This window comes from Paenibacillus sp. FSL M7-1046 (assembly GCF_038007405.1).
GTDB lineage: Bacteria > Bacillota > Bacilli > Paenibacillales > Paenibacillaceae > Paenibacillus_AQ.
Genome location: NZ_JBBOXB010000001.1, coordinates 2665606 through 2685575, shown reverse-complemented (window position 1 = coordinate 2685575; position 19970 = coordinate 2665606). Strand labels below are relative to the sequence as shown.

15 protein-coding genes are annotated in these 19970 nt (G+C 53.3%); 7 read left to right on the top strand and 8 right to left on the bottom strand.

Annotated features, from left to right (window positions below):
* Positions 1–151: 151 nt before the first annotated feature.
* The 6 genes from NYE29_RS11770 (at position 152) to pepT (ending at position 7561) form a co-directional block, all read left to right on the top strand.
* Entirely contained in the window at positions 152–559 is a 408-nt protein-coding gene (locus tag NYE29_RS11770; RefSeq protein WP_038597762.1) for a BlaI/MecI/CopY family transcriptional regulator, read from the top strand.
* Positions 556–2823 carry a M56 family metallopeptidase gene (locus NYE29_RS11765; protein WP_340896093.1) on the top strand — a complete coding sequence of 756 codons (2268 nt, stop codon included), beginning with the start codon at positions 556–558 and terminating at the stop codon, positions 2821–2823. Before NYE29_RS11770 ends, NYE29_RS11765 begins: the two co-directional genes overlap by 4 nt.
* 234 nt (positions 2824–3057) lie before the next feature.
* Positions 3058–4071 (top strand): LLM class flavin-dependent oxidoreductase, encoded by a 1014-nt coding sequence (locus NYE29_RS11760; protein ID WP_340896092.1) that lies wholly within the window; start codon positions 3058–3060, stop codon positions 4069–4071.
* Positions 4072–4535: 464 nt separating this feature from the next.
* Positions 4536–5543: a hypothetical protein gene (locus tag NYE29_RS11755; protein WP_340896091.1), complete on the top strand. Its 1008-nt coding sequence runs from the start codon at positions 4536–4538 to the stop codon at positions 5541–5543.
* A gap of 31 nt (positions 5544–5574) precedes the next feature.
* Complete coding sequence (locus NYE29_RS11750; protein WP_340896089.1) at positions 5575–6237, top strand: class D sortase; 663 nt, start codon at positions 5575–5577, stop codon at positions 6235–6237.
* A gap of 91 nt (positions 6238–6328) precedes the next feature.
* Positions 6329–7561: a peptidase T gene (pepT, locus tag NYE29_RS11745; protein ID WP_340896087.1), complete on the top strand. Its 1233-nt coding sequence runs from the start codon at positions 6329–6331 to the stop codon at positions 7559–7561.
* A 557-nt stretch (positions 7562–8118) separates the two neighbouring features.
* Here the strand turns inward: pepT and NYE29_RS11740 are convergent.
* From NYE29_RS11740 to NYE29_RS11705, 8 genes are all read right to left on the bottom strand, one after another.
* Complete coding sequence (locus tag NYE29_RS11740; protein ID WP_340896085.1) at positions 8119–8313, bottom strand: hypothetical protein; 195 nt, start codon at positions 8311–8313, stop codon at positions 8119–8121.
* A complete protein-coding gene (locus NYE29_RS11735) occupies positions 8265–9398 on the bottom strand; it encodes an NADH-dependent flavin oxidoreductase (protein WP_340896083.1) in 1134 nt (377 codons plus the stop codon). Before NYE29_RS11735 ends, NYE29_RS11740 begins: the two co-directional genes overlap by 49 nt.
* An 88-nt stretch (positions 9399–9486) precedes the next feature.
* Positions 9487–9894 carry a winged helix-turn-helix transcriptional regulator gene (locus tag NYE29_RS11730; protein WP_445322161.1) on the bottom strand — a complete coding sequence of 136 codons (408 nt, stop codon included), beginning with the start codon at positions 9892–9894 and terminating at the stop codon, positions 9487–9489.
* Between the two features lie 113 nt (positions 9895–10007).
* Positions 10008–11396: a sugar ABC transporter substrate-binding protein gene (locus tag NYE29_RS11725; protein WP_340896081.1), complete on the bottom strand. Its 1389-nt coding sequence runs from the start codon at positions 11394–11396 to the stop codon at positions 10008–10010.
* A gap of 91 nt (positions 11397–11487) precedes the next feature.
* Positions 11488–13149 (bottom strand): response regulator, encoded by a 1662-nt coding sequence (locus tag NYE29_RS11720; protein WP_340896080.1) that lies wholly within the window; start codon positions 13147–13149, stop codon positions 11488–11490.
* Entirely contained in the window at positions 13124–14887 is a 1764-nt protein-coding gene (locus tag NYE29_RS11715; RefSeq protein ID WP_340896078.1) for a sensor histidine kinase, read from the bottom strand. The genes NYE29_RS11720 and NYE29_RS11715 overlap by 26 nt, the downstream gene beginning before the upstream one ends.
* 50 nt (positions 14888–14937) lie before the next feature.
* Positions 14938–15801, bottom strand: a complete 864-nt coding sequence (locus NYE29_RS11710; RefSeq protein ID WP_052092751.1) for a carbohydrate ABC transporter permease — start codon at positions 15799–15801, stop codon at positions 14938–14940.
* A 45-nt stretch (positions 15802–15846) separates the two neighbouring features.
* Positions 15847–16743 carry a carbohydrate ABC transporter permease gene (locus tag NYE29_RS11705; protein ID WP_038597786.1) on the bottom strand — a complete coding sequence of 299 codons (897 nt, stop codon included), beginning with the start codon at positions 16741–16743 and terminating at the stop codon, positions 15847–15849.
* 288 nt (positions 16744–17031) lie between these two features.
* Here NYE29_RS11705 and NYE29_RS11700 point away from each other — a divergent pair, with 288 nt between their 5' ends.
* A complete protein-coding gene (locus tag NYE29_RS11700; RefSeq protein ID WP_340896075.1) occupies positions 17032–19677 on the top strand; it encodes a heparinase II/III domain-containing protein in 2646 nt (881 codons plus the stop codon).
* Positions 19678–19970 lie beyond the last annotated feature (293 nt).

Below are 19970 nucleotides of genomic sequence, written 5' to 3'. Positions count from 1 at the left end.
CCTGCCAAACGCTAACCCCCGCTCTGCTGTAAGCAAGCAGAACGGGGGTTTTCTGCGTTTGACAATTTAGATCTACAAGTGTAATATCAACCAGGAGATTAAAACTACACTTGTAGATTTAATGTTCATGAAACTGCGAGGAGTCGATTATATGAAGAGCATCCCCAAAATTTCAGAGGCTGAATGGGAGATCATGAAAGTCATCTGGGGCAACCATCCGATTACAGCTGAACAAATTGTCCAGCACCTGCCGGGGTCTATTGAATGGAGCGATCAGACGGTACGCACCTTTATCACACGGCTGCTTAAGAAGAAAGCCATTGGCTTCGAGAAATCCGGGCGAAGTTATCTTTATTATCCGCTGCTCTCCGAGCGGGAATGTGTACAAGCAGAAAGCCAGTCTTTTTTGAAGCGGGTCTTCGGGGGAGCCGCCAACCTGATGGTCACCAACTTTTTGGAAGAGGTTACGTTATCCGCCCAGGAAATTGAGCAGTTGGAACGGTTGCTCCAGGAGAAGAAAGCACAAGGAGCACACAAAGATCCAGGTACACAGGAATGAATGTGATCTACAGCCTGTTTATCGATTTCCTGGATGATACACTAGCCGCGAGCCTGGTGATTCTGGTTGTAATCGCAATTCATGCCATCCTGCAAAAGGTCATCAGCGCCAGAGTCCGTTACCTGCTGTGGCTGCTGGTCATTATCCGAATGCTGCTTCCGGTGATCCCGGACAGTCCGCTCAGCATGTTCCATGTGCTTCAGTTTGGAGAAGGAATAAAGAGCGCGCTCACGGGACAGGCCGCTGATACAGCCCCATTGCCGAATCTGCAAGCTGCTGCTCCAAGCAATCAGGGGCTGGACTCTGATTCTGATCCGCAATCAGGCACTCCCGGAACCGGAGACAGCATTAATGCGGGACACCTACAACAGGCGGACGGGCAGGCGCCGGGTGGCCGACATTCCAGTGCGGCTGGTATCTACTCTCCCTGGCTGAAGGCCGCTGCTACAATCTGGTTCGGCGGCGCAGTCTTTCTTTTCCTGAACGGACTTGGCATCATGAGCAGGCAGCTCCGCGGGCGGAAGCGGCTGAGACGGGTTACTGATCCCCGGACAATTACGGTTCTTGAGGACGCTCTGAACCGGTTCGGAGTGAAAAGAAAGATCCCGCTCTACACCGGCTCCCGGGTCAAAAGCCCTTTCCTGAGCGGCGTGTTCCGTCCTTGGATATACGTCCCGGAACTGGCGCTTCAGGAGTTAACATCACCGCAGCTGCTGCACATTCTGGCCCATGAGCTTGCTCACTATAAACGCCGGGATACCCTGTGGAATCTGCTGGGCAGTGCGGCCGCGGCTATTCACTGGCCCAATCCTTTATCTTGGCTCGGACTGCACAAAATGAAAACCGACCGGGAGCTGGCCTGTGACGCATACGTATTGGATGTGCTGGGAGAAGAAGAAGCTGCGGCGTACGGATTAACGCTCGTTGAATTTCTCAAGCAGTTTTCAAAAGGACGGACCGACCGCGAAGTGCTTTATTTCTTCGGATCGCAGCACCGTCAGCAGATTACAAGGAGGGTCTCTATGATTCGCTCATTTAAAAAAGGCTCGTACCGGATATCAGCAGCAGCCGTGCTGCTCTTGATTCTGCTGAGCGTGGTGACACTAACGAATGCCTCCGGCGATTCAAAAACTGACAACACAGCTGTTAACGATGATTTAATCAATCTGTACAAGAATAGAAATTATAACCGCCTGGACAGAGCCGTGGAGGAAGCGGGTTTTGCCTTCCAGGCCCCGTCCGTGCTGCCCCCGGATTTCATTCTGGAGAAGGCTTACCTTGCAGTCACTCCGCCTCAAGCTGCAACTGCTACTGCGAAGTCGGAGGATAACGGGATTGAACAAGTTACTCTCTATTATGAACGGTACGACGGGGATATCCATACCGGGCAATTTTCGCTGGAAGCTTACAAGGATAGCAGCGTTGAGCAGATTTATACGGCTGTTGAACTTGAAGAATCCTCGAGTGGCGACGGCGGGCCCCCTCTTCCGGTTGACCGGAAACCCACTACCATTGGCGGTATAAACGCAATCCATGTCAATGTACATGTCAATCAGTATGTACAGAAATTATTCTATATTTGGGAGCGGGATGGGATTGTATATAAACTATATATAGGCAGTGGTACCCTATCACAGCAAGAAATCGCTTCACTCATGGCCTCTATCAAATATCCGGATGAACAAATGAAACGCAGCTTCGTGAATGAAAAGTTTTTTAATGTAGATGTCATCGATGTGAAGGATTTACGGATGGCTGCCGATATTATGGGCTTTGTGCCTAAGTTCCCTATAGAAGAGTCTGGCTTTGCCATGAATAGGGCCACGCTCACCTCAAGCATTGAATTCAGTTATCCTCTAGACGGACTGGGAATGTCCCGAACAGTGTTTTGGACAGCATACTCCAATCCTGATGTCACCTTTTTGCAAATGCAGAATCAAGGCTTATATGAAACCTTCAAAGAGGAAGGACAAGTCTTTTTTTACCGGATTGACGGAGAAAAGTTTGCCGTTCCCCTTACCGTTGCTCATGTAAATGGACAAGAGGTGCTGGTTACGGAACCTTACAAAATCGACGGAGAGCTAAGCAAGCCTACCGAGCCGGATTTCCTCAGTTATTTCTGGCAGGATGAAGGCATAATCTACAAAGTGGGATTCACTGGCGTACCGGCGCTTGAGGATCAGCGGACCATTGTCTCTTCATTCATGGAAGTCCCTGCTGCAGACATTGATAAACTGGCCGCAGCAGCGGCGCAGGCTCATTAAGCTCAACCCCGAATCAGTACAACACTGCAGAAACGGGCTGTGCCCATAGGCTACAGCTGTTTTTGCAGTTCCATCAGAGCCTAGAACATCCATTGTCGCTGCGGTTTGCTTGCGTCAACGCTTACTTAAAGTGTGTAAATAATATTATTTCATGTTATAATTATAGGGTAGTTCATTTCATAGCTGTAAATACTGCTATAAGATGCTTAAAGCATCATAACTGGAGGGATTAAAGTGAAGCAACTTCGGGACATTCCCATCTCCGTGCTGGATCTCGCTCCGATTAAAGAGGGCAGTACAGCAGCGGATTCATTTCATAACACACTGGATTTGGCCCGTCATGCCGAAGAGTGGGGCTATAAACGCTACTGGCTGGCGGAACATCATAATATGACTGGCATCGCCAGCTCCGCCACTTCGCTTGTCATCAGTCATGTGGCCGCTGGTACACGCAGTATCCGCGTAGGCTCCGGAGGCATCATGCTCTCCAACCATGCGCCGCTCATGATTGCGGAGCAATTCGGCACACTGGAGTCCCTGTATCCTGGACGCATAGATCTGGGGCTGGGAAGAGCACCGGGCTCTGACCAGGCAGCCTCCAGAGCGCTGCGGCGCGGCCTGGGCAGCGACGGCAGTGAATTCCCCGAGCAGCTGAGCGAGCTCCGGGCTTACTTTGATCCAAACGGCGCAGGCTCGCGGCCGCTCGGAGTGCGCGCTGTTCCCGGCGAAGGCCTGAACATTCCGATCTGGCTGCTGGGTTCGAGCGGCTTCAGCGCCCAACTGGCGGGGCAGCTAGGCCTGCCGTTTGCCTTTGCCAGCCATTTTGCACCGGATTATCTGCTGCCTGCCCTGCAACTGTACCGCAGCAGCTTCAAGCCATCGGCTGCCCTATCCAAGCCTCATGTCATGGTCGGGCTTGGAGCTACTGCCGCTGACACCGTAGAGGAAGCCCGAAGACTTGCTACCTCTCAGCAGCAGCAATTTCTGAACATTATCCGTGGACGCACCGGCATGCTCCAGCCTCCGGTAGACAGCATGGATGGCCTATGGTCCATCCAGGAAAAAGCCATTCTGCAGAACAAGCAGAATTACTCTATAGCGGGTGATCCCTCCGCTCTGCAAGAGCGGCTTCTACAGATTGTGGAAGAGACCGATGCTGATGAGTTCATCATCGCATCGCAAATTTTCGACCATTCGGCCCAGTTGCATTCCTATGAGCTCATAGCCCAGCTTTTTAAGGAGAACTAGATTCCGCCATCCGGCACATAGCTAAGCAAGGCGATTATTAGGTTGGAAAGCATCAGCTTCCCTTCCTTGTAACCGCCTTGTTTTTTTGTATGCTCATCCCGAGTCGTTCTTTATAAAACGCTATCATTAATAATAATATGGATAAATAATGAGTAAATTGAAGTAATTAAACGATAATCGGTTATTACACCTTCAAAACGAGTGATTTCAGCCAATTAATATGTTTTATCCCGTTTTTCTTTATTTACAATTTTGATTATACTGTATATATTCGTTATAACGAACATACATATGGCTATAAAACTCTGACCGCTGTTTTCAGGACGCTATCGCCTCATTATGTAGTAGTCCTCCATAAAACTACTCTTTATGACAAAAGTTGAAGAAACATCAGGGTTAAAGTAAGGATTTGTCGAGAGTACGCTGAGGGCAGGATTACTTTCCGGTAGAAAGGAGCGTGGAAAGTGAAGAAGAGAGTTCAGGCCGGCTTTATAGGTGCCTACATTCTGATCATTCTGGCAGGTGTCATCTGGCATGCCGGGGGTGTAAGCGCAGAAGAGACGATTAAGCTCCGGGTCAATTCCCATACGACGAGCACTGAGATTATGAGCAATATGCAGCCGGGCGACGCAACGACCTCAGATTATACGGTGATCAATGAGGGTCATGAACGGTTTAATTATTTTGTTGATTTCAAATTCACCTCCGGAGACGAGGAATTGTACAATATACTGCAAATGACCCTGCAAAAAGAGGGAGTAATCCTCTATTCAGGAGTGATGAGCGAGGCAGAAGGCAGGGTAGCCATAGGTACACTTACCGGAGGCTCACAGGAAGTGCTCCAGATGGATGTGTCCTTTCCGCTGGAAGCCGGAAATGAATATCAGGGGAAGACAACAAGCGTCGACTTCATCTTCTCCGCTTCAGCCTCACCGGATCCAACAGCTGAACCTAGCGCAACACCGGCCGCTACCGCGACACCAGGTCCAACCAGTGAACCTAGTCCGACAGCAAGTGCTACCGTGACACCGGGTCCATCCGTTGATCCTGGCGCGACACCGGCCGCCTCCGCTTCAACGGAGCCGTCAGGTAATCCAACAAGCACGCCTAGCAGCGGGCCGACAGCATCCCCTGGCATTACTGCCACACCGGGAACATCGGCGGCTCCAACCGGATCACCAGCCGTGACAGCTTCACCGGGAACCGCTGTAGTGACTGTAACGGATGAACCTGTGCCAATGGGCGGCACAAACCATGGAACCCCGGAAGGTTCGGCCACGCCGACACCGACACCGTCTCCGGCACCAAGCGACGACGTTATTATAGATGATGATGAGATTCCGCTCTCCGGACCGGAAGACGGCGACAAATTGCCCGATACAGCAGAACCTTGGTATAACCTGATTCTGATCAGTTTGGCCGTTGCCATACTCAGTATTCTCGTCCTTCGCAGACTGAATTCGAAAAAATAAGCTGAATTAGCCAAAGGTTGGAGGTGAGAGTATGAAGAAGCGTTCCGGGCTATCCATTGCCGTGAAGCTGATCTTCATACTCTCTTTGTGTGTGCTGATCTATTCCGTAGTGCAGATCTTAAAAGCACCCGTTGAAGCCCGCCATGCCCTAAATGATTGGGACAAAAAGAGGGAGGAAGCCGTCAGTCTCCAGGTGCCAGAAGAAGAAACTCCGCTGCCCGCAGGGATGGTCAACCTCTCTGGAGAGAAAAACATTTCCAGAACCGATTATACAGGGGGCGAAGTTATTGGAGAGATTTATTTTCCGAGGCTGGATAAACGGGTGGCGATTCTGGAAGGAACGGAGCGCCCCCAATTGAAAAAAGGCGCAGGGCATTATGAAGGGAGCGCAGCGATTGGCGCCATCGGCAACAGCGTGCTGGCCGGCCATCGCGATACAGTGTTTCGCGGCCTTGGCAATCTGGAAGTCCATGATCTGATCGAGCTGGAGACCGCCGAAGGAAAATTCATTTATGAAGTTACCGGCAGTCTCATTGTAGACGGCGATGAACGGGGGGCGATTAAGCAGAGTGATACACCGGTGCTTACCTTGATCACCTGCTATCCTTTCTCCTACGTCGGCTCTGCGCCTGACCGTTACCTGCTCTCGGCGTCATTGCTCCGGCAGGAGCCGCTGTCCCGCGAAGCGGAATAACATATGCACGCCACAACGCTAAGGATGAGACCTTCTATAGAAAGTGATAATATAGACATACGACCGGAAGAAAAAGAGGAGCTGAACCATTTTGAAAGAAGAGCTGATCAAACGTTTTGTGTCTTATGCTGAGATGGATACCCAATCGGATGAAGACAGTGACACCTGTCCTTCCACTCCGGGGCAGATGGTGCTGGCCCGTAAGCTCGTTGACGAACTTAGCGAACTAGGACTTGCGGAGGTTACGGTGGACGAGCATGGTTATGTCATGGCTACCCTTCCCGCCAACAGCGACAAGGAAGTTCCGACGATCGGCTTCCTGGCGCATTTGGATACCGCGACAGATTTCACCGGCACTGGTGTGAAACCGCAAATTGTCGAGAATTATGACGGGAACGACATTGTGCTGAACAAGGCGCTGAATGTGGTCCTCTCCACGGAGAGTTTCCCTGAGCTGCCCGGGTATAAGGGACATACCCTGATTACGACAGACGGCACAACGCTGCTGGGAGCAGACAACAAGGCCGGAATCGCCGAGATTATGACCGCGATGGCGTATCTTCTGGAGCACCCGGAAATTAAGCATGGCAAGATTAGAGTCGCCTTCACCCCCGATGAGGAAATCGGACGCGGGCCGCATAAATTCGATGTCGCCGCCTTCGGCGCTTCCTACGCCTACACCGTTGATGGAGGGCCTCTGGGAGAACTGGAATATGAGAGCTTTAATGCTGCTGCCGCCAAAATCAGCTTCAAAGGCGTCAACGTGCATCCCGGCACCGCCAAAGGAAAAATGATCCATTCGTCCAAAATCGCCATGGCCTTCCACCTCCGGCTGCCATCCGGCGAGGCTCCTGAATTTACGGACGGCTATGAAGGGTTCTACCATTTGATCTCCATGCAGGGATCGGCGGAGCACAGCAAGCTGCATTACATTATCCGTGACTTTGACCGTACCCAGTTCGAGAACCGCAAAGCGAATATTTCTGCTATTGTAGATGAATTCAAATCCACTTATGGCGATGAGAACATTGTGCTGGAATTGAATGACCAATATTATAATATGCGTGAAAAAATCGAGCCGGTCCGCCATATCGTCGATATTGCCCACGAAGCGATGGAGAACCTCGGCATAACACCGGTGATTCGCCCGATCCGCGGCGGGACAGACGGTTCACAGCTCTCCTACATGGGACTCCCGACTCCGAACATTTTTACCGGGGGCGAAAATTTCCACGGCAAATTCGAGTACGCTTCTGTAGATGTTATGCTGAAATCCGTACAGGTTATCGTTGAGATTGCCAAGCTGTTTGAGCAAAAGGCATAGCCTAAGGTTTCCCCTTGCGGCTGCACAACCCGCTGCAACAATTCGGCCTGCCCGGTCAAAAGCAATTGCTCTGACCGGGCAGGCCTCTTTGCGCAGGTAGTGAAGCTCCTGCGGCTTATCCGCTTTTATTACCTGCGCAAACTGTGCAAAAATAAAACCCTCTGACCGCCGCAATGCGGGAGTCAGAGGGTTTTTGCTTGGTGAGAGCATCCGGCGGCAGCCGGACAGCAATCAGTATGGGACGCGGATTTTCTGGAAATCGTTCCTCCACTGCCAGAATAGACCCCGGGCTTGCAACGGGGACCCAGCAGCTCTTATTTTCGACTGGAGGATCATTCCGGCAAGCTATCGGACCCCAATGCACTTATGCACGAAAATTGGCCTGAAATTTGGCTGCCGAAACGGTAATAAGCGCACTACGGTCCGTTAGTCCCGTAAAATGCACTCTACAGAGAAAATAAGGTCTCCCCGGTCCGCGGCCGTGGCAACACCTCTAACTTAGCTGTAACGGCTCCGTCTGAGATGAACCAAACCAAACGGAGCGGCAGCGGCCCCAATTAATCCGCAGGCGGCAGTTTTACCTCTCCAACGCTTTGCTGGATCGGGTTTAGGCTTTGATCGGCATCCAGCCCGGCGTATGGATTAATGCACCCATAATCCGCAAGCGGCAGTTTCACCACGCCAACGCTCCACTGGTTCAGATTTAGGCTTTGATCGGCATCCAGCCCGGCGTATGGATTAATGCACCCCATAGCGGGTCCGGTATTACAAGCTCCGCCTGGGCTGAAGGATCAAGCTCCGTCTTAATGTCAGCAGCTCGCCCTTCGGCAACCTTCTGCACCCAGTCCGGATCAATCAGCAGCGGGCGACCCAGGGCTACCAGGCTGATCCCGGTCTCCAGGCTCTTCAGCGCATCATCGGCCTTATACAGGGAGCCGACACCAATAACCGGAACACCATCTCCTGCACGGTCCACAATCTGCTCAATCCGTGGACGGCTGTCGTCCGTGCCGCGGTGAGGCTTGGACCACAGATCCTGCTGCGAAACATGCAGATAGTCCAGCCCCTCCTCCTTCAGCGCATCAATCAGCGCAAAGGTCTCGGCCATCGTAATCCCCGGCGTTTCCGGCTCCTCGGGTGAGAAGCGGTAGCCGACCAGAAACGGCGACGAAGTATGCTCCTTCACCGCATGTTTGACCTCACGCAGCACGGCGAGCGGGAAAGTCAGCCGGTTCTCCAGGCTGCCGCCCCAGCGGTCTTCGCGTGTGTTGGAATGCGGGGAGAAGAATTGCTGCAGCAAATAGCCGTTCGCCCCATGAATCTCCACGCCGTCGAAGCCGGCCTCGATGGCCCGGCGTGTAGCCGCGCCGAAGTCGGCAATAATGCCGGTAATTTCTTCTTCGCTCAGCGCACGAGGAACAGGACCGTGACCTCCGCGCGGCAGCTCAGCCGGAACATTGCTCGCGCTGACCGTCTGGCCATCCGGAAGCAGCTCAGGAGGACACTGGCGGCCGCCGTGGAAAATCTGCAGAACTGCCTTCGCGCCTGCACCCTTGATTGCTTCAGCCAACTCGCACAGGCTTGGAATCAGTTCATCACGGTCTGCACCGAATTCGCCGGCAAAACCTTTACCGCCCCGCGTCACATATACACAGGCCGTAATCACCAGTCCCGCACCTTTGGAGCGGCGGGCATAATATTGCAATTCGGGACCGGATACCGTACCGTCCTCATTGGAAGAAAAGTTGGTCATCGGTGCCATAACGACACGATTTTTTAATGAAATCCCGTTTTCGAACCGGTAGGATTCCAGCAGTGGACTATAATCTGTAGACATCTTTGATTTCCCTCCATTATATACTTAGTGCTACTGGCTCCACGCTTGCAGCTTGGACCGGCAGTCTGTAATCTATTGCTAACGAACGTTATCTATCTCCCTCAGGTATATCCTTCCAGATGACATTATTCCCGTAGTTTTTGCCCCAATCGTACATCATACGCAGTACAGGCAGCAGGCTCTGCCCGTATTCCGTCAAAGAGTATTCTACTCTCGGCGGGACCTCAGCATACACCTTTCTCAGCACAAGCTGGTCTTCCTCCAGCTCACGAAGCTGATTGGTCAGCATTTTTTGCGTAATATGAGGAATAAGCTTCTTCAACTCACTGAAACGTTTGGTTCCTTCAAGGCCCAAGTGCCATAAGATGATCAGCTTCCATTTACCGCCGATAACGGCAAGCGTAAGCTCCTTCTCGCAGTTGATTTCCTTCAGATTGATACGGTCTTTAATATCCGTCGCCAAGGTATGCGGCCCCCTTTCGTTCTTTAATATCATACTACAAAACACCCGGGGGCCGCACATCCCCGGCAGGCGCATAGGGACTATATTCCCTATGTACGCATACAGACCGCAGGCTCGGCCTGCGGTCTGTATGCTGCGTATGCGTTTTATTTGCTGGACAGGCTTCCCTGCAGGCTGGCTGCGCTGAAGTCCGGCTGCGCTTCAACCGTGGTGTCACCCGCTGCCTTGGCTTTTTCCAGTGCTGCATTATAGCGGGTATTCAGATCCTGAAGCTCCTTGTCCAAATCTCCGCCGTCAAAAATATATTTGTTGAAGACATCGACTTTCTTCGTTCCTTCCAGGCGTCCTTCGGTAGTTACCAGCGGAGTTGCCGGATAGATGGCATCAAATTTCGTTGGCAGGAAGTTCTCGATTCCCGGAATATCCGGAGCTTTCGCTGCAGCAGCAACGGAAGGAATAACTGAAACCCCGTATCCGCCTTCCTGATAGGCAATCTGCACCTCATCGCTGTACATCCACTCGATGAATTTCCAAGCCGCTTCCTTCTGCTCCGAATCCTTGCTCATCGCCAGGTAGCTGCCGGAGATAACCTGACTGGCACCATTTTGCTGGCCGTCTACTGTCGGAGGAAGCGCTGCGGCCCAGCGGATATCGGTCGGGAATTGAGTTTTGTAGACGCTAGGCTCGACAGAATGGTTGAAATACATCCCGATTTTACCCTGGGCGAACTGCGCGCGCAGCGGGTCAATATCCAGCGATTCCGAGCCCGGCATCATGCTTCCGTCCATCGTGATCTGCCGCAGTGCTTCAAGGGCCTCCTTATACATACTGAAGTCGAACTGGCCGGTCTGGAAGTTGAAGCCCTCTGTACCTGCCGTTTTGCTGAGGGTCGTGATCGGATAAGCGATACGTTCAAAGCCGCTTGCACTTTTGAAATTTCCGGCAAAGCCATAAGCACCGCTGGCTTTACCCGCCTCGGTAATCTTCTTGGCATCCTCCACCATTTCCGCCAGCGTGGTCGGCGGCTCGGTAATACCGGCCTTCTCGAACAGATCGACGTTATAGATCAGGCGCCAGAACTGGCCGATATTCGGCAGGGTGTAGATTTTGCCGTCCACGGTGTTCTTCTCATTAATGAGTACCTTCTCGAACCGGCTTTTCATTTCCGGTGTAATATAACTGTCGAAGGACTCCAGGTAGCCTTTTTTCACCCAGGTTGGCACGTTCCCCGTATCCACACGCAGAATATCCGGTGCTTGTTTACTGGAGAAGGCAATATCCACCGACTGGGCGTAGTTCTCGGCCATCACCTTCATTTCAATATCGACATCGGGATTGAGGCCCTCATACTCACTGATTTTCTGCTCTATAAAGTCAGAATCATGTCGGTCGATGGTCCAGTAGACCAGCTTTGTTTTCTCAGCGGCTGTATTGTTGCCCTCCGCCTCCGTATTTGTATTGGACGAGGAGCACGCAGCCAGCGAACCGGCCAGCAGCAGCGAAACTCCAGTCAGCATCCACTTATTTCTTTTCATCTAAATTGCCTCCCTTTTCTTTTTGTAATCGCATTCATTTCATATAAAAATTATAGAATGTCCGCCCGATTCTAAGTGAAGGAGAAAACAACTATTCATGGGAGACGAAATCACTGTTTCCGCGCTGCGTGACCGAAGCGTATTTGGAGCGGAAGTCGGTAGGGGTCATGCCGGTATATTTTTTGAAGAGTTCAGTAAAATAGGGGCGGTCCTCATAGCCCAGCGAGACGGCGATATCCTGAACCTGCATGCCTTCCAGCACCAGTTCCTTGGCCTTCTCCATTCTGCGGCTGATAATGTATTGGGCGAGCGTCATCCCCATCTCCTTTTTGAACAGATTGGAGAAATAGCTCGGGCTGAGATGAACCTCTCTGGCACAATCTGCTACGGAAAGGTTGCGGTGCAGATTTCCATTGATATGGGCGATGGCCCGCTCCACCAGCACACGCGCATCGCTGGACTGGCGGATTTGCACGTACGCACAGCCCTGGCGGCAAAACTCCCGGATCTGCCTGCGCAGCTCCTCAAAGGAGGCGGCTCCATTCATGTCGGCCAGCTTCTTCTCCAGCGTCTTGACCTCCGAGTCCGAAGCCTTGTCTGAAAAGACACGGTGGATCGAATGGGCCAGTTCAAGACACATTGTCTTGACGATTGCCGGGCCCGGCAGGGTGGGAGCGCTCAGCCATTCATTCCAGATGTCGCCTAGTTGCTCCTCCGCTTTGGCCAGATTGGCCGAACGCAGGCAGTAGAGCAGTTCCTTCTCTTTGTCGTAAGAGTACCTGGGCAGGGCGGCATCCCCCTCCAGCGATTCCACATAACGGTATACGCTGTTCCCGCCGGTCAAAAAAGTATTCGCCAGCGCAGACAACGCCTGGGCATAGGACACGGACAACTGGCCGGCCTCCTCGATTTCCCCGCCGAGTCCGATCGACACCGTCTGGTACGTATGACGGCATACGTTTTCCCGGCATTTCTCCGCGAGCTGCTCCGCATCCAGCTCCGCCGGGGGATTCATGACGATGACGAATTGATTGACGTGCTCGCGGAAGACAAGACCTTGCGTATAGGCAGCAACCGTCTCTTCCAGAATATTCTGCACCGCAAAACGGATCAGCTCGACCTCGGATACTGGCAGGGCGGCCGTGCGCTCTGCAAAAAAGTCTATTTCCGCCACCAGCACACAAAAGTCGCGGCTGTTCATTGTAATGGCATAGAAATCCCACTGCTGGCTGAGGTGCTGCTGCCTGCTGCCATAGCGGATGAGCAGACGCATATACTCCTGGCGCAAATAAGGCATGCTCTCCCGCAGCTTCTGCTCCATCCCCCGCATCTGTTCGGCCTGGGAGCGTTCCCGCTCCAGCATCTCTTTGGCTTTCAGAACCGATTCAAGCACCTGAGGCTTGGTAAAAGGCTTGACGATCAGGTCAAAGGCCCCAAGCTTCACCGCTTCCTGGGCATATGTGAAATCGGAGTAGCCCGTCAGGAAAATCAGCTTGATGTCCGGCTGCTCCGCCTGAATGATCCGCATCATCTCAAGTCCGTCGGTGAACGGCATGCGGATGTCGGTCAACACAATATCAGGCCGGTGCTTGCGGATCTGCATTAGCCCTTCTTCTCCGTCGGCCGCTGTTGCTGCAACTATAATGCCGTGCTCCTCCCAGGGAATTCGCTGTGACAAGCCCCGGACAACGGCCGGGATATCGTCAACAATGCATATTTTAATAGGTTCAGCGTGATTCAGGATAAACTCCACCTTCCATTGGAAATGAGAGAACCGCTTCGGTTTCGATAAGTGGACGGCTGCAGAAGGATAATCCGGCCTCCTTGCCGTAATACAGCTGCAACCGGCTGCAAATATTGGACAGGGCGTACCCTCCGCTGCCGACAGGCTCCTTCAGCCGGGCATTCAGCTTCTCCGCATCCATGCCCGCCCCGTTGTCGGTTACCCGGATTACAAGATTGTGCGCCTCCGCTGCCACGGAGATCCGAATCCTCCCCCCGTTCCGCAGCTCCTTCAGCCCATGCAGAATGGAATTCTCCACGAGAGGCTGAATGATAATCTTCAGCACGGGAAGCTCCAGCAGCTCCGGCCCTGCGGTTATCGTATATTCGAACAATCCCTCGTAGCATTGCTGCTGGAGGTTCAGGTACTGGCGGACATGCTCCAGCTCCCTGCCCAGAGTCGTAATTTCCTGCCCGTTGTTCAGGCCCAGCCGGAACAGGGCGGACAGAGAAATCACCATCTGCTTCACATCTTCATATTCATCCATTTCGCATTTCCAGAAGATTGTATTCAGTGTGTTATATAAAAAATGGGGCTCAATCTGCGCCTGCAGCGCTTTGATCTCCGCTTTCCGCTTTTCTTTTTCCGTATCCTTGACTTCAAGAATCAGCTCTCCGATCCGGTCCAGCATCTGGTTGAATTTACGGCCCGCTTCCCCGATCTCATCCTGAAAAGGACTCTGGAAACGGGCGCCCAGATCCTCCTGCTCCACCCGCGACATCGTCTTCTGCAGCTTCAGCAGCGGCCCAAGCAGCAGTGCAGACAAATATCTCGCCAGCAGCAGCGCGATCACAATACAGACAGCCATGATCATCAGCACCAGCCACTGAATGCTGCGCACAGGCTGGAGCAGCTCCTTCTTCGACTGGTAGCTGACCAGCAGCCAGTCGTCCGCATACCGTGATTCGGCATAGCTGACCAGCATCGGCCCGCCGCCGGCGGAATACTCGAAATTGCCGCTTTTTGCTTCAAGCAGCTTGTCCATAAATGCCGCCGAGCGTGACCATTCCGGCCGCTCCTTGTCTCCGAAGACACTTGCCCGCGTCTTGTTGATCAGCAGAAACTTTGCGCTGCCAAGGCTCGCACCTCCGCTGACCGTATCTTCCAGGATGTCCTCCTTTACATTGACGGTCAAAAAGACATCCGGCACATAATTCTCCGTAAGCGGCTGCAGCAGCAGGGAAATGACCTGATGCTTTCCGGCGAACAGCTCGTCCTGGTGGCTCTCCACCCAGTTCGATTCCGGATTGTCCTTGATCCGCTTATACAGCAAAGACTCCATAAATGGAGTCGCTGTTCTGCGCAGATTGCCGGCGGAATAGAAATCCCCGTCCGGCGTACTGATCAGTATAGATTCAATGGAGTTCTCCGTCAGCTCCGCCTGTGTAAAGGGGCCTTGCAGCAAGGAGAAATTGGCGAAAAACCGGTCTGTGTTATGCGCTTGTATGTCCCTTATGGTCTGCTTGTACGCTTCACTCAGCATCATGGTGGAGGAAGCCACAATAATCTGCTTCAGCTTCTGGTCCAGCACGTTGACCGACTGGTTCAGCACATTGCGGTTCAGGTCGATGGAGTTGCGCTCCATAGCCCGCGAAGCAATCGAGTAGGCCCACAGGCCGGTAATAGAGATGCAAAAGACTGTCAGTGCGGTAAACGACAGCCATATTCTTTTCTTCAGCGAGGTCCGGTAAAGCCAGGCCTTCAGCATGGTTCCACATCCTTTGTTGACCGGCCGCCCGGAGAATCGCTGCGTTAGCCTCAGCCCTTTACAGAGCCAGCCGTCATCTGCATGAATGATTTGTTAGCAAAAATATAGACAATAATCATCGGCAGCATGGACAAACATGCGCCGGCAAGCATTAACTGGGGCTGCGCCGCATCCCCGATACCGTATTTCAGCCCGGCCAAACCTACGGTCAGTGTCTGCAAGGCAGGCTGCGTCATAGTAAATACCAGCGGCAGAATATATTCATTCCATGCGCCGCGGAAGGTCCAGAGCGCAGTCACCCCCAGCGCGGGCGTCAGGAGCGGCAAGATAACACGAAAGTATACGCTATAGAAGTTGCAGCCGTCAATAAACGCCGCCTCGTCAAGTTCCTTCGGGATCGCCCGCACAAAACCGATCAACATAAAGAATGCGGTCGCATGGGCACTGATCAGAATGATGATGACGCCCCAGAGCGATTTTTGCAGATGAAGCGATACCATAAGATCAAACTGGGGACGCAGCACGACAGCACCGATAGAGATAAACAGAGTGCAGGACTGAATGATCACATACAGCCGTTTCCCGTAGAAATCAACCCTCGCTACCGCATAAGCGGCCATTGTTCCTATCAATAGAGTGCCTATAGTAGTAAATGTGCTGATAAATACGCTGTTCCAGGTGAAGCGTGCGAAATTCGCTGAAGTCCAGGCCTGCGAATAGTTATCGAATTTCCATTCCTTCGGCAGCAGGGTTGTTCCTGTAGTCAGCTCCAGATTGGACTTAAGCGACCCGAAAAAGGCCAGAACAATCGGGAACACCGCAAAAGCCGCCACCAGAAGCAGGAAAATCCACAGCAGTACCTTGGACAGCAGCGCTTTGGTCTTAACCGAACGCTCAGCTTGTGCCGGAGTCATTTTCGTTTCCGCATGCAATGTGCTCACTGTACATTCTCCTCTCTTTTAATAGATATCATTCAGCTTCTTGGATACATAAAAGTAAACCAGAGTGATCAGACCGACGATAACCGCAGTGGTGAACCCGACCGCGCTCCCGTAACCAAACTGCTGGATGCTCGATCCTCCGCTCGATACAGGGAAAAACAGTTTATAGAGGTACAGATACATAACTTCCGTCTTGCCGTACGGCCCGCCCTCGGTCAGCACCATAATGCTCTCGTAGCCTTTCAGAGAGACGGTAATCGCCAGCATGATGATCATTTGCAGCACAGGTCCCAGCATCGGAACGGTAATGCTCCACATCTTCCGCAGCGGCCCCGCGCCGTCCAGGGAAGCGGCTTCATAAAGATCCTCCGGAATATTCTGCAGCCCGGCAATAAAGAGCAGCATATAGTTGCCGACCGCACCCCAGATTGCGATAATAATCGCCGTGATTAAGGCGTGCTTGGCGCCCAGCCAGTCTATGGGAGCGGATACAATTCCGGCGCCCATGAGCAGCTGATTCACCATTCCGTTGTAAGAGTTGAAAATAACGTAGAACACAATCGCCATCACCGAAGCACTGATCACGGTAGGCATGAAATAAATCGCCCGCAGCAGCTGGCGCCCCTTCAAGGCGCGGTTGAGAATTACCGCCAGTACAAATGACAGCGGGATGGTAATCACAAGTTTGCCGCCTGCATAGATGAAGGTGTTGACCACGGACTGCCAGAAATCCTTATCACGGAACAGCCGCTCGAAATTATCCAGGCCGATGAAAAGCGGTGTGCCGAAGCCCTGATAATCGTAGAACATGTACTTTAAAGCCCAAAAGATAGGGTACACCCCAAAAATCAGCGTCAGAATCAAGCTGGGCGCTACAAAGGTCCAGGCGTTTATTTGACGTTTCGTTTCATTCATTGATTGTTCCTCCTGTCATTGGACTTGCGCTTCTGTCCTAATCATACGTCCCTCTGTGCATACACAGTTAGGGAGAAACCGACTGCGCTAAGGGGGAGAATTTCACTTTTTCATTTAAAATAAGCCCCGAGGTCAAGACGTCACTTTGCCAGGCAGTTTTCAGTCGCTTTGTCCCCTCTGCTTCCTGTTTTTATCCATCCCTGATTCGCTCCCGGGACAGCTATAATTAAAGAAGAAAGTAAATAACAGAACAGGATTACAACTTCACAGGGAGGTTTGATTCTACCAATGAATTCAGCATATAACGGCGCAGCCGAAGCCCGCCCCTTCGGCTGCTATGACCGGGAACAACTGGGGGAAATCCGCAGCAGAATTGAACAGATTCCCGCAATTGCGCAGGAATACGCAAGACATCAGCAACTGTCCGGACAATTTGCCGCCCGCGAGGCGGCCGTTCCGCTTAGCGGCCTCGGTGTATTCCGGGTAGAACCCTTCGTCTTCAAAGTTCCCGCCGGGACCGCCTTCCTGAAGCTGGCTGTTCATGTCCGGGGACAGGGCGTTGCCCGTACCTGCGGCGTGCGCCTGACACATTCCCAGCTTGGACTGCCGGTGGCACTGATAAACGGCAGCTTCGGGGAGGCGCTGAACGGCTGGACCCAAATGCCGGGAAGCGGCAGTACCATTGTGCTGGAGCAACTGTCCGGCAGCGGAAGCGGCCTGCAGCCTTCCGGGGTGACTCCGGCTGGCGGCGTGCCGGAGGACCATGTGCGGAGCGTACGAATCAACAATACAGCGGAGGCAGAGTGGACGGTTCTACGTTATGAGGAGCTCCTGCCTGTATGCGCAGGGGATTATTACGGTATCCAGACAGAGCTTAGTCTGGAAGCCCCTCTTGTTAACGGCGGCATATACACCGGGGTTACTTTTCTCGATTCCGCAGGACAACCGCTTGGACTGGAGCGGCTGTCCCCGCTTTTCAACCGGCCCACGCTGACCAACTGGGCGTATCTGCTGGAGGCTGCCGGTGCGGATGCCAACCTTTATATGGTCTCGGGTGAAGAGCAGTATGCCGGGTTGGCCAAGCGCAAGCTGCAATACATGCTTGCCGATATGCGGCTTGGCATGGATATTTTCCGCCGGGACGGCTGGCATGACGACGATACCTACGGCGCTGTGCATATCGGCCGGGGGCTGGCCGCCGCCTCGGTCATCTATGACCAGATTGCAGGCAGCGGAGCGCTCGCTGCCGGGGAAACGGCGGCACTGCTCGCCGATTTCCGCTATATCGCGGCGATGATGATGGATACCGTCTACTACCGGTTCGACCTTACGACCTTCCCGGACGAGAAGGGCGGCAAGCGCAGCAACTGGAATGCCGACCGGGCAACCGGGCTCGGGGTCTATGCGCTCCTCTTCCCGCAGGAGGCCGAAAGCGGAGCATACCTGGAGCATGCCCGCTCCGTGATCGACTGGCAGCTCGCGGAAGTGGTTGATGCGGAGGGCGCATGGCCGGAAAATGTACGCTATCACGGCGCCGTACTGCACCGTTATTTCCTTTTCTTTGCCCTGCTGAGGCGCCTGAGGGGAATTGATTATTTCCGGCATCCCAAGGTAAAGGCGATGTACCGCTTCCTGATAGGCATCGTGACAGCAGAGGACATTATTCAAGGCGGCCCTTCCGGTGCGCCCGTTCTGCTTACTCCGGCTGTCGGCGATGCCAATGTGCAGGAACAATGGTTCCGCCTGCTCGGCTACGCAGCCCGATTCTATGCAGAGGAAGATCCGCAGCTGGCAGCGGAAATGATCTGGACCTGGAAGCACGGCGGCGCGCCCGTCCAGGATACCGGAGCCTTCCCGCTGCCGCTGGTCGCGCTGCTGTATCCGCAGCCGGATCTTCCAGAGCAGAAACCTACTCTCCGCTCCGTACATTATCCAGGCATCGGCTATGTCATCTTCCGCGGCGGAGAGCAGAACCTGCAGCATTATGCCATTTACGAGGCTTCACCGCTGACCTATCACGCCCATCATGATGAAGGCCATTTCTCCATCTGGGCAGATGGGGTTCCCCTGACGCTGGATGCCGGAACCGGCGGCTATTACAACGGGGACCGCCACTGGTATGTGTCCGGAGCCGCGCATAACGTCGTCCAGTTCACCGGTGAAACGGGAGACATTCTGGACGGTCCGCTGCAAAGCGTCTGCCGGGAGGTCTGCTTCTCAGAGGAGCTGGATTATGCAAAAAGTCTCATTCCCGATGCGCGGGCCGGAGAATATGAGCGGCATTTCTTGTTCATCAAAGCGGGTTTTGACGCTTATCTGGTCTGGGACCGGATTGAGGGTGGGGCAGACAGTGTCTGGAATCTGCATACGCTGAGTACGGAGGCCGAAGTCACGGAGCAGGCCATTGACGCTGTAGGCTTAGGCGGCATGCGGCTGAGCACGCATATCGCCGAGCCTGCCCTTCCGGTCATTACGACCGGAGAGGGTGCCGTAGGCGGAGCGTACCCGCTGGCCGCGCAGCAGCATTTCCGTGTGCACGGCAACGCTGGTGAGGACTATGTGGTGCTGCTGCATCCCCGGGAAGCAGCGGCTCCCGCACTCCGGCTGGAGCCGTTGGAGTGCGAAGAAGCCGGAGAAGGCGTCCGCTTGTATAAGATCGCCCGCGCAGACGGCGTTTGGTGTGTCGCCGCCATCAACGGCTCCACAATGACCCGCCGCATCCGCGTTCCCGGCGGAGTACCGCTCAGGCTGCTCGGCACAGCAGAAACGGCTTTGGCTGGAGGGGCAGTGGCTGGTTACACAGCGGCCCAAGCTGCGGAAGCCCGGCATTCGCAGGCTGGGCTGACAGTTCTCGAGGACTCGGAAGCTGACATCCTGTACCTTGAGCCTGGAACAATTCAGATTGCCGTTCTAAAAGGATTTGAACGGGTCTGACCCCTATCTATTCATCTTCACGTTAAGACCGCGAGGCCCATCAATTGCACTTGATACAGCAGAAAGACCATAACTTGGCCTAAAAACTGAATCTCCTGCACTTCGTGCAACAGATTCTTAAAAAAAGGACTATTTCATCCAATACATCCGAAATCAGCTGTATGATATACAACAGATTGAGTTTTACCGCAGTCAAATACCTATGCTGTTGCATGAAATACAATCATCCTAAGCATCCGGCGTTGCTGCCTCAATTACTGCCCTTGTCAGGCAGCAATTGTATTGCAAATTCA

Coding starts and splice junctions, on each gene's coding strand:
- NYE29_RS11770 (WP_038597762.1), top strand. CDS start 152: ATGAAGAGCATCCCCAAAATTTCAGAGGCTGAATGGGAGATCATGAAA.
- NYE29_RS11765 (WP_340896093.1), top strand. CDS start 556: ATGAATGTGATCTACAGCCTGTTTATCGATTTCCTGGATGATACACTA.
- NYE29_RS11750 (WP_340896089.1), top strand. CDS start 5,575: ATGAAGAAGCGTTCCGGGCTATCCATTGCCGTGAAGCTGATCTTCATA.
- NYE29_RS11740 (WP_340896085.1), bottom strand. CDS start 8,313: ATGGGGTGCATTAATCCATACGCCGGGCTGGATGCCGATCAAAGCCTA.
- NYE29_RS11735 (WP_340896083.1), bottom strand. CDS start 9,398: ATGTCTACAGATTATAGTCCACTGCTGGAATCCTACCGGTTCGAAAAC.
- NYE29_RS11730 (WP_445322161.1), bottom strand. CDS start 9,894: ATGATATTAAAGAACGAAAGGGGGCCGCATACCTTGGCGACGGATATT.
- NYE29_RS11725 (WP_340896081.1), bottom strand. CDS start 11,396: ATGAAAAGAAATAAGTGGATGCTGACTGGAGTTTCGCTGCTGCTGGCC.
- NYE29_RS11715 (WP_340896078.1), bottom strand. CDS start 14,887: ATGCTGAAGGCCTGGCTTTACCGGACCTCGCTGAAGAAAAGAATATGG.
- NYE29_RS11710 (WP_052092751.1), bottom strand. CDS start 15,801: ATGACTCCGGCACAAGCTGAGCGTTCGGTTAAGACCAAAGCGCTGCTG.
- NYE29_RS11705 (WP_038597786.1), bottom strand. CDS start 16,743: ATGAATGAAACGAAACGTCAAATAAACGCCTGGACCTTTGTAGCGCCC.
- NYE29_RS11700 (WP_340896075.1), top strand. CDS start 17,032: ATGAATTCAGCATATAACGGCGCAGCCGAAGCCCGCCCCTTCGGCTGC.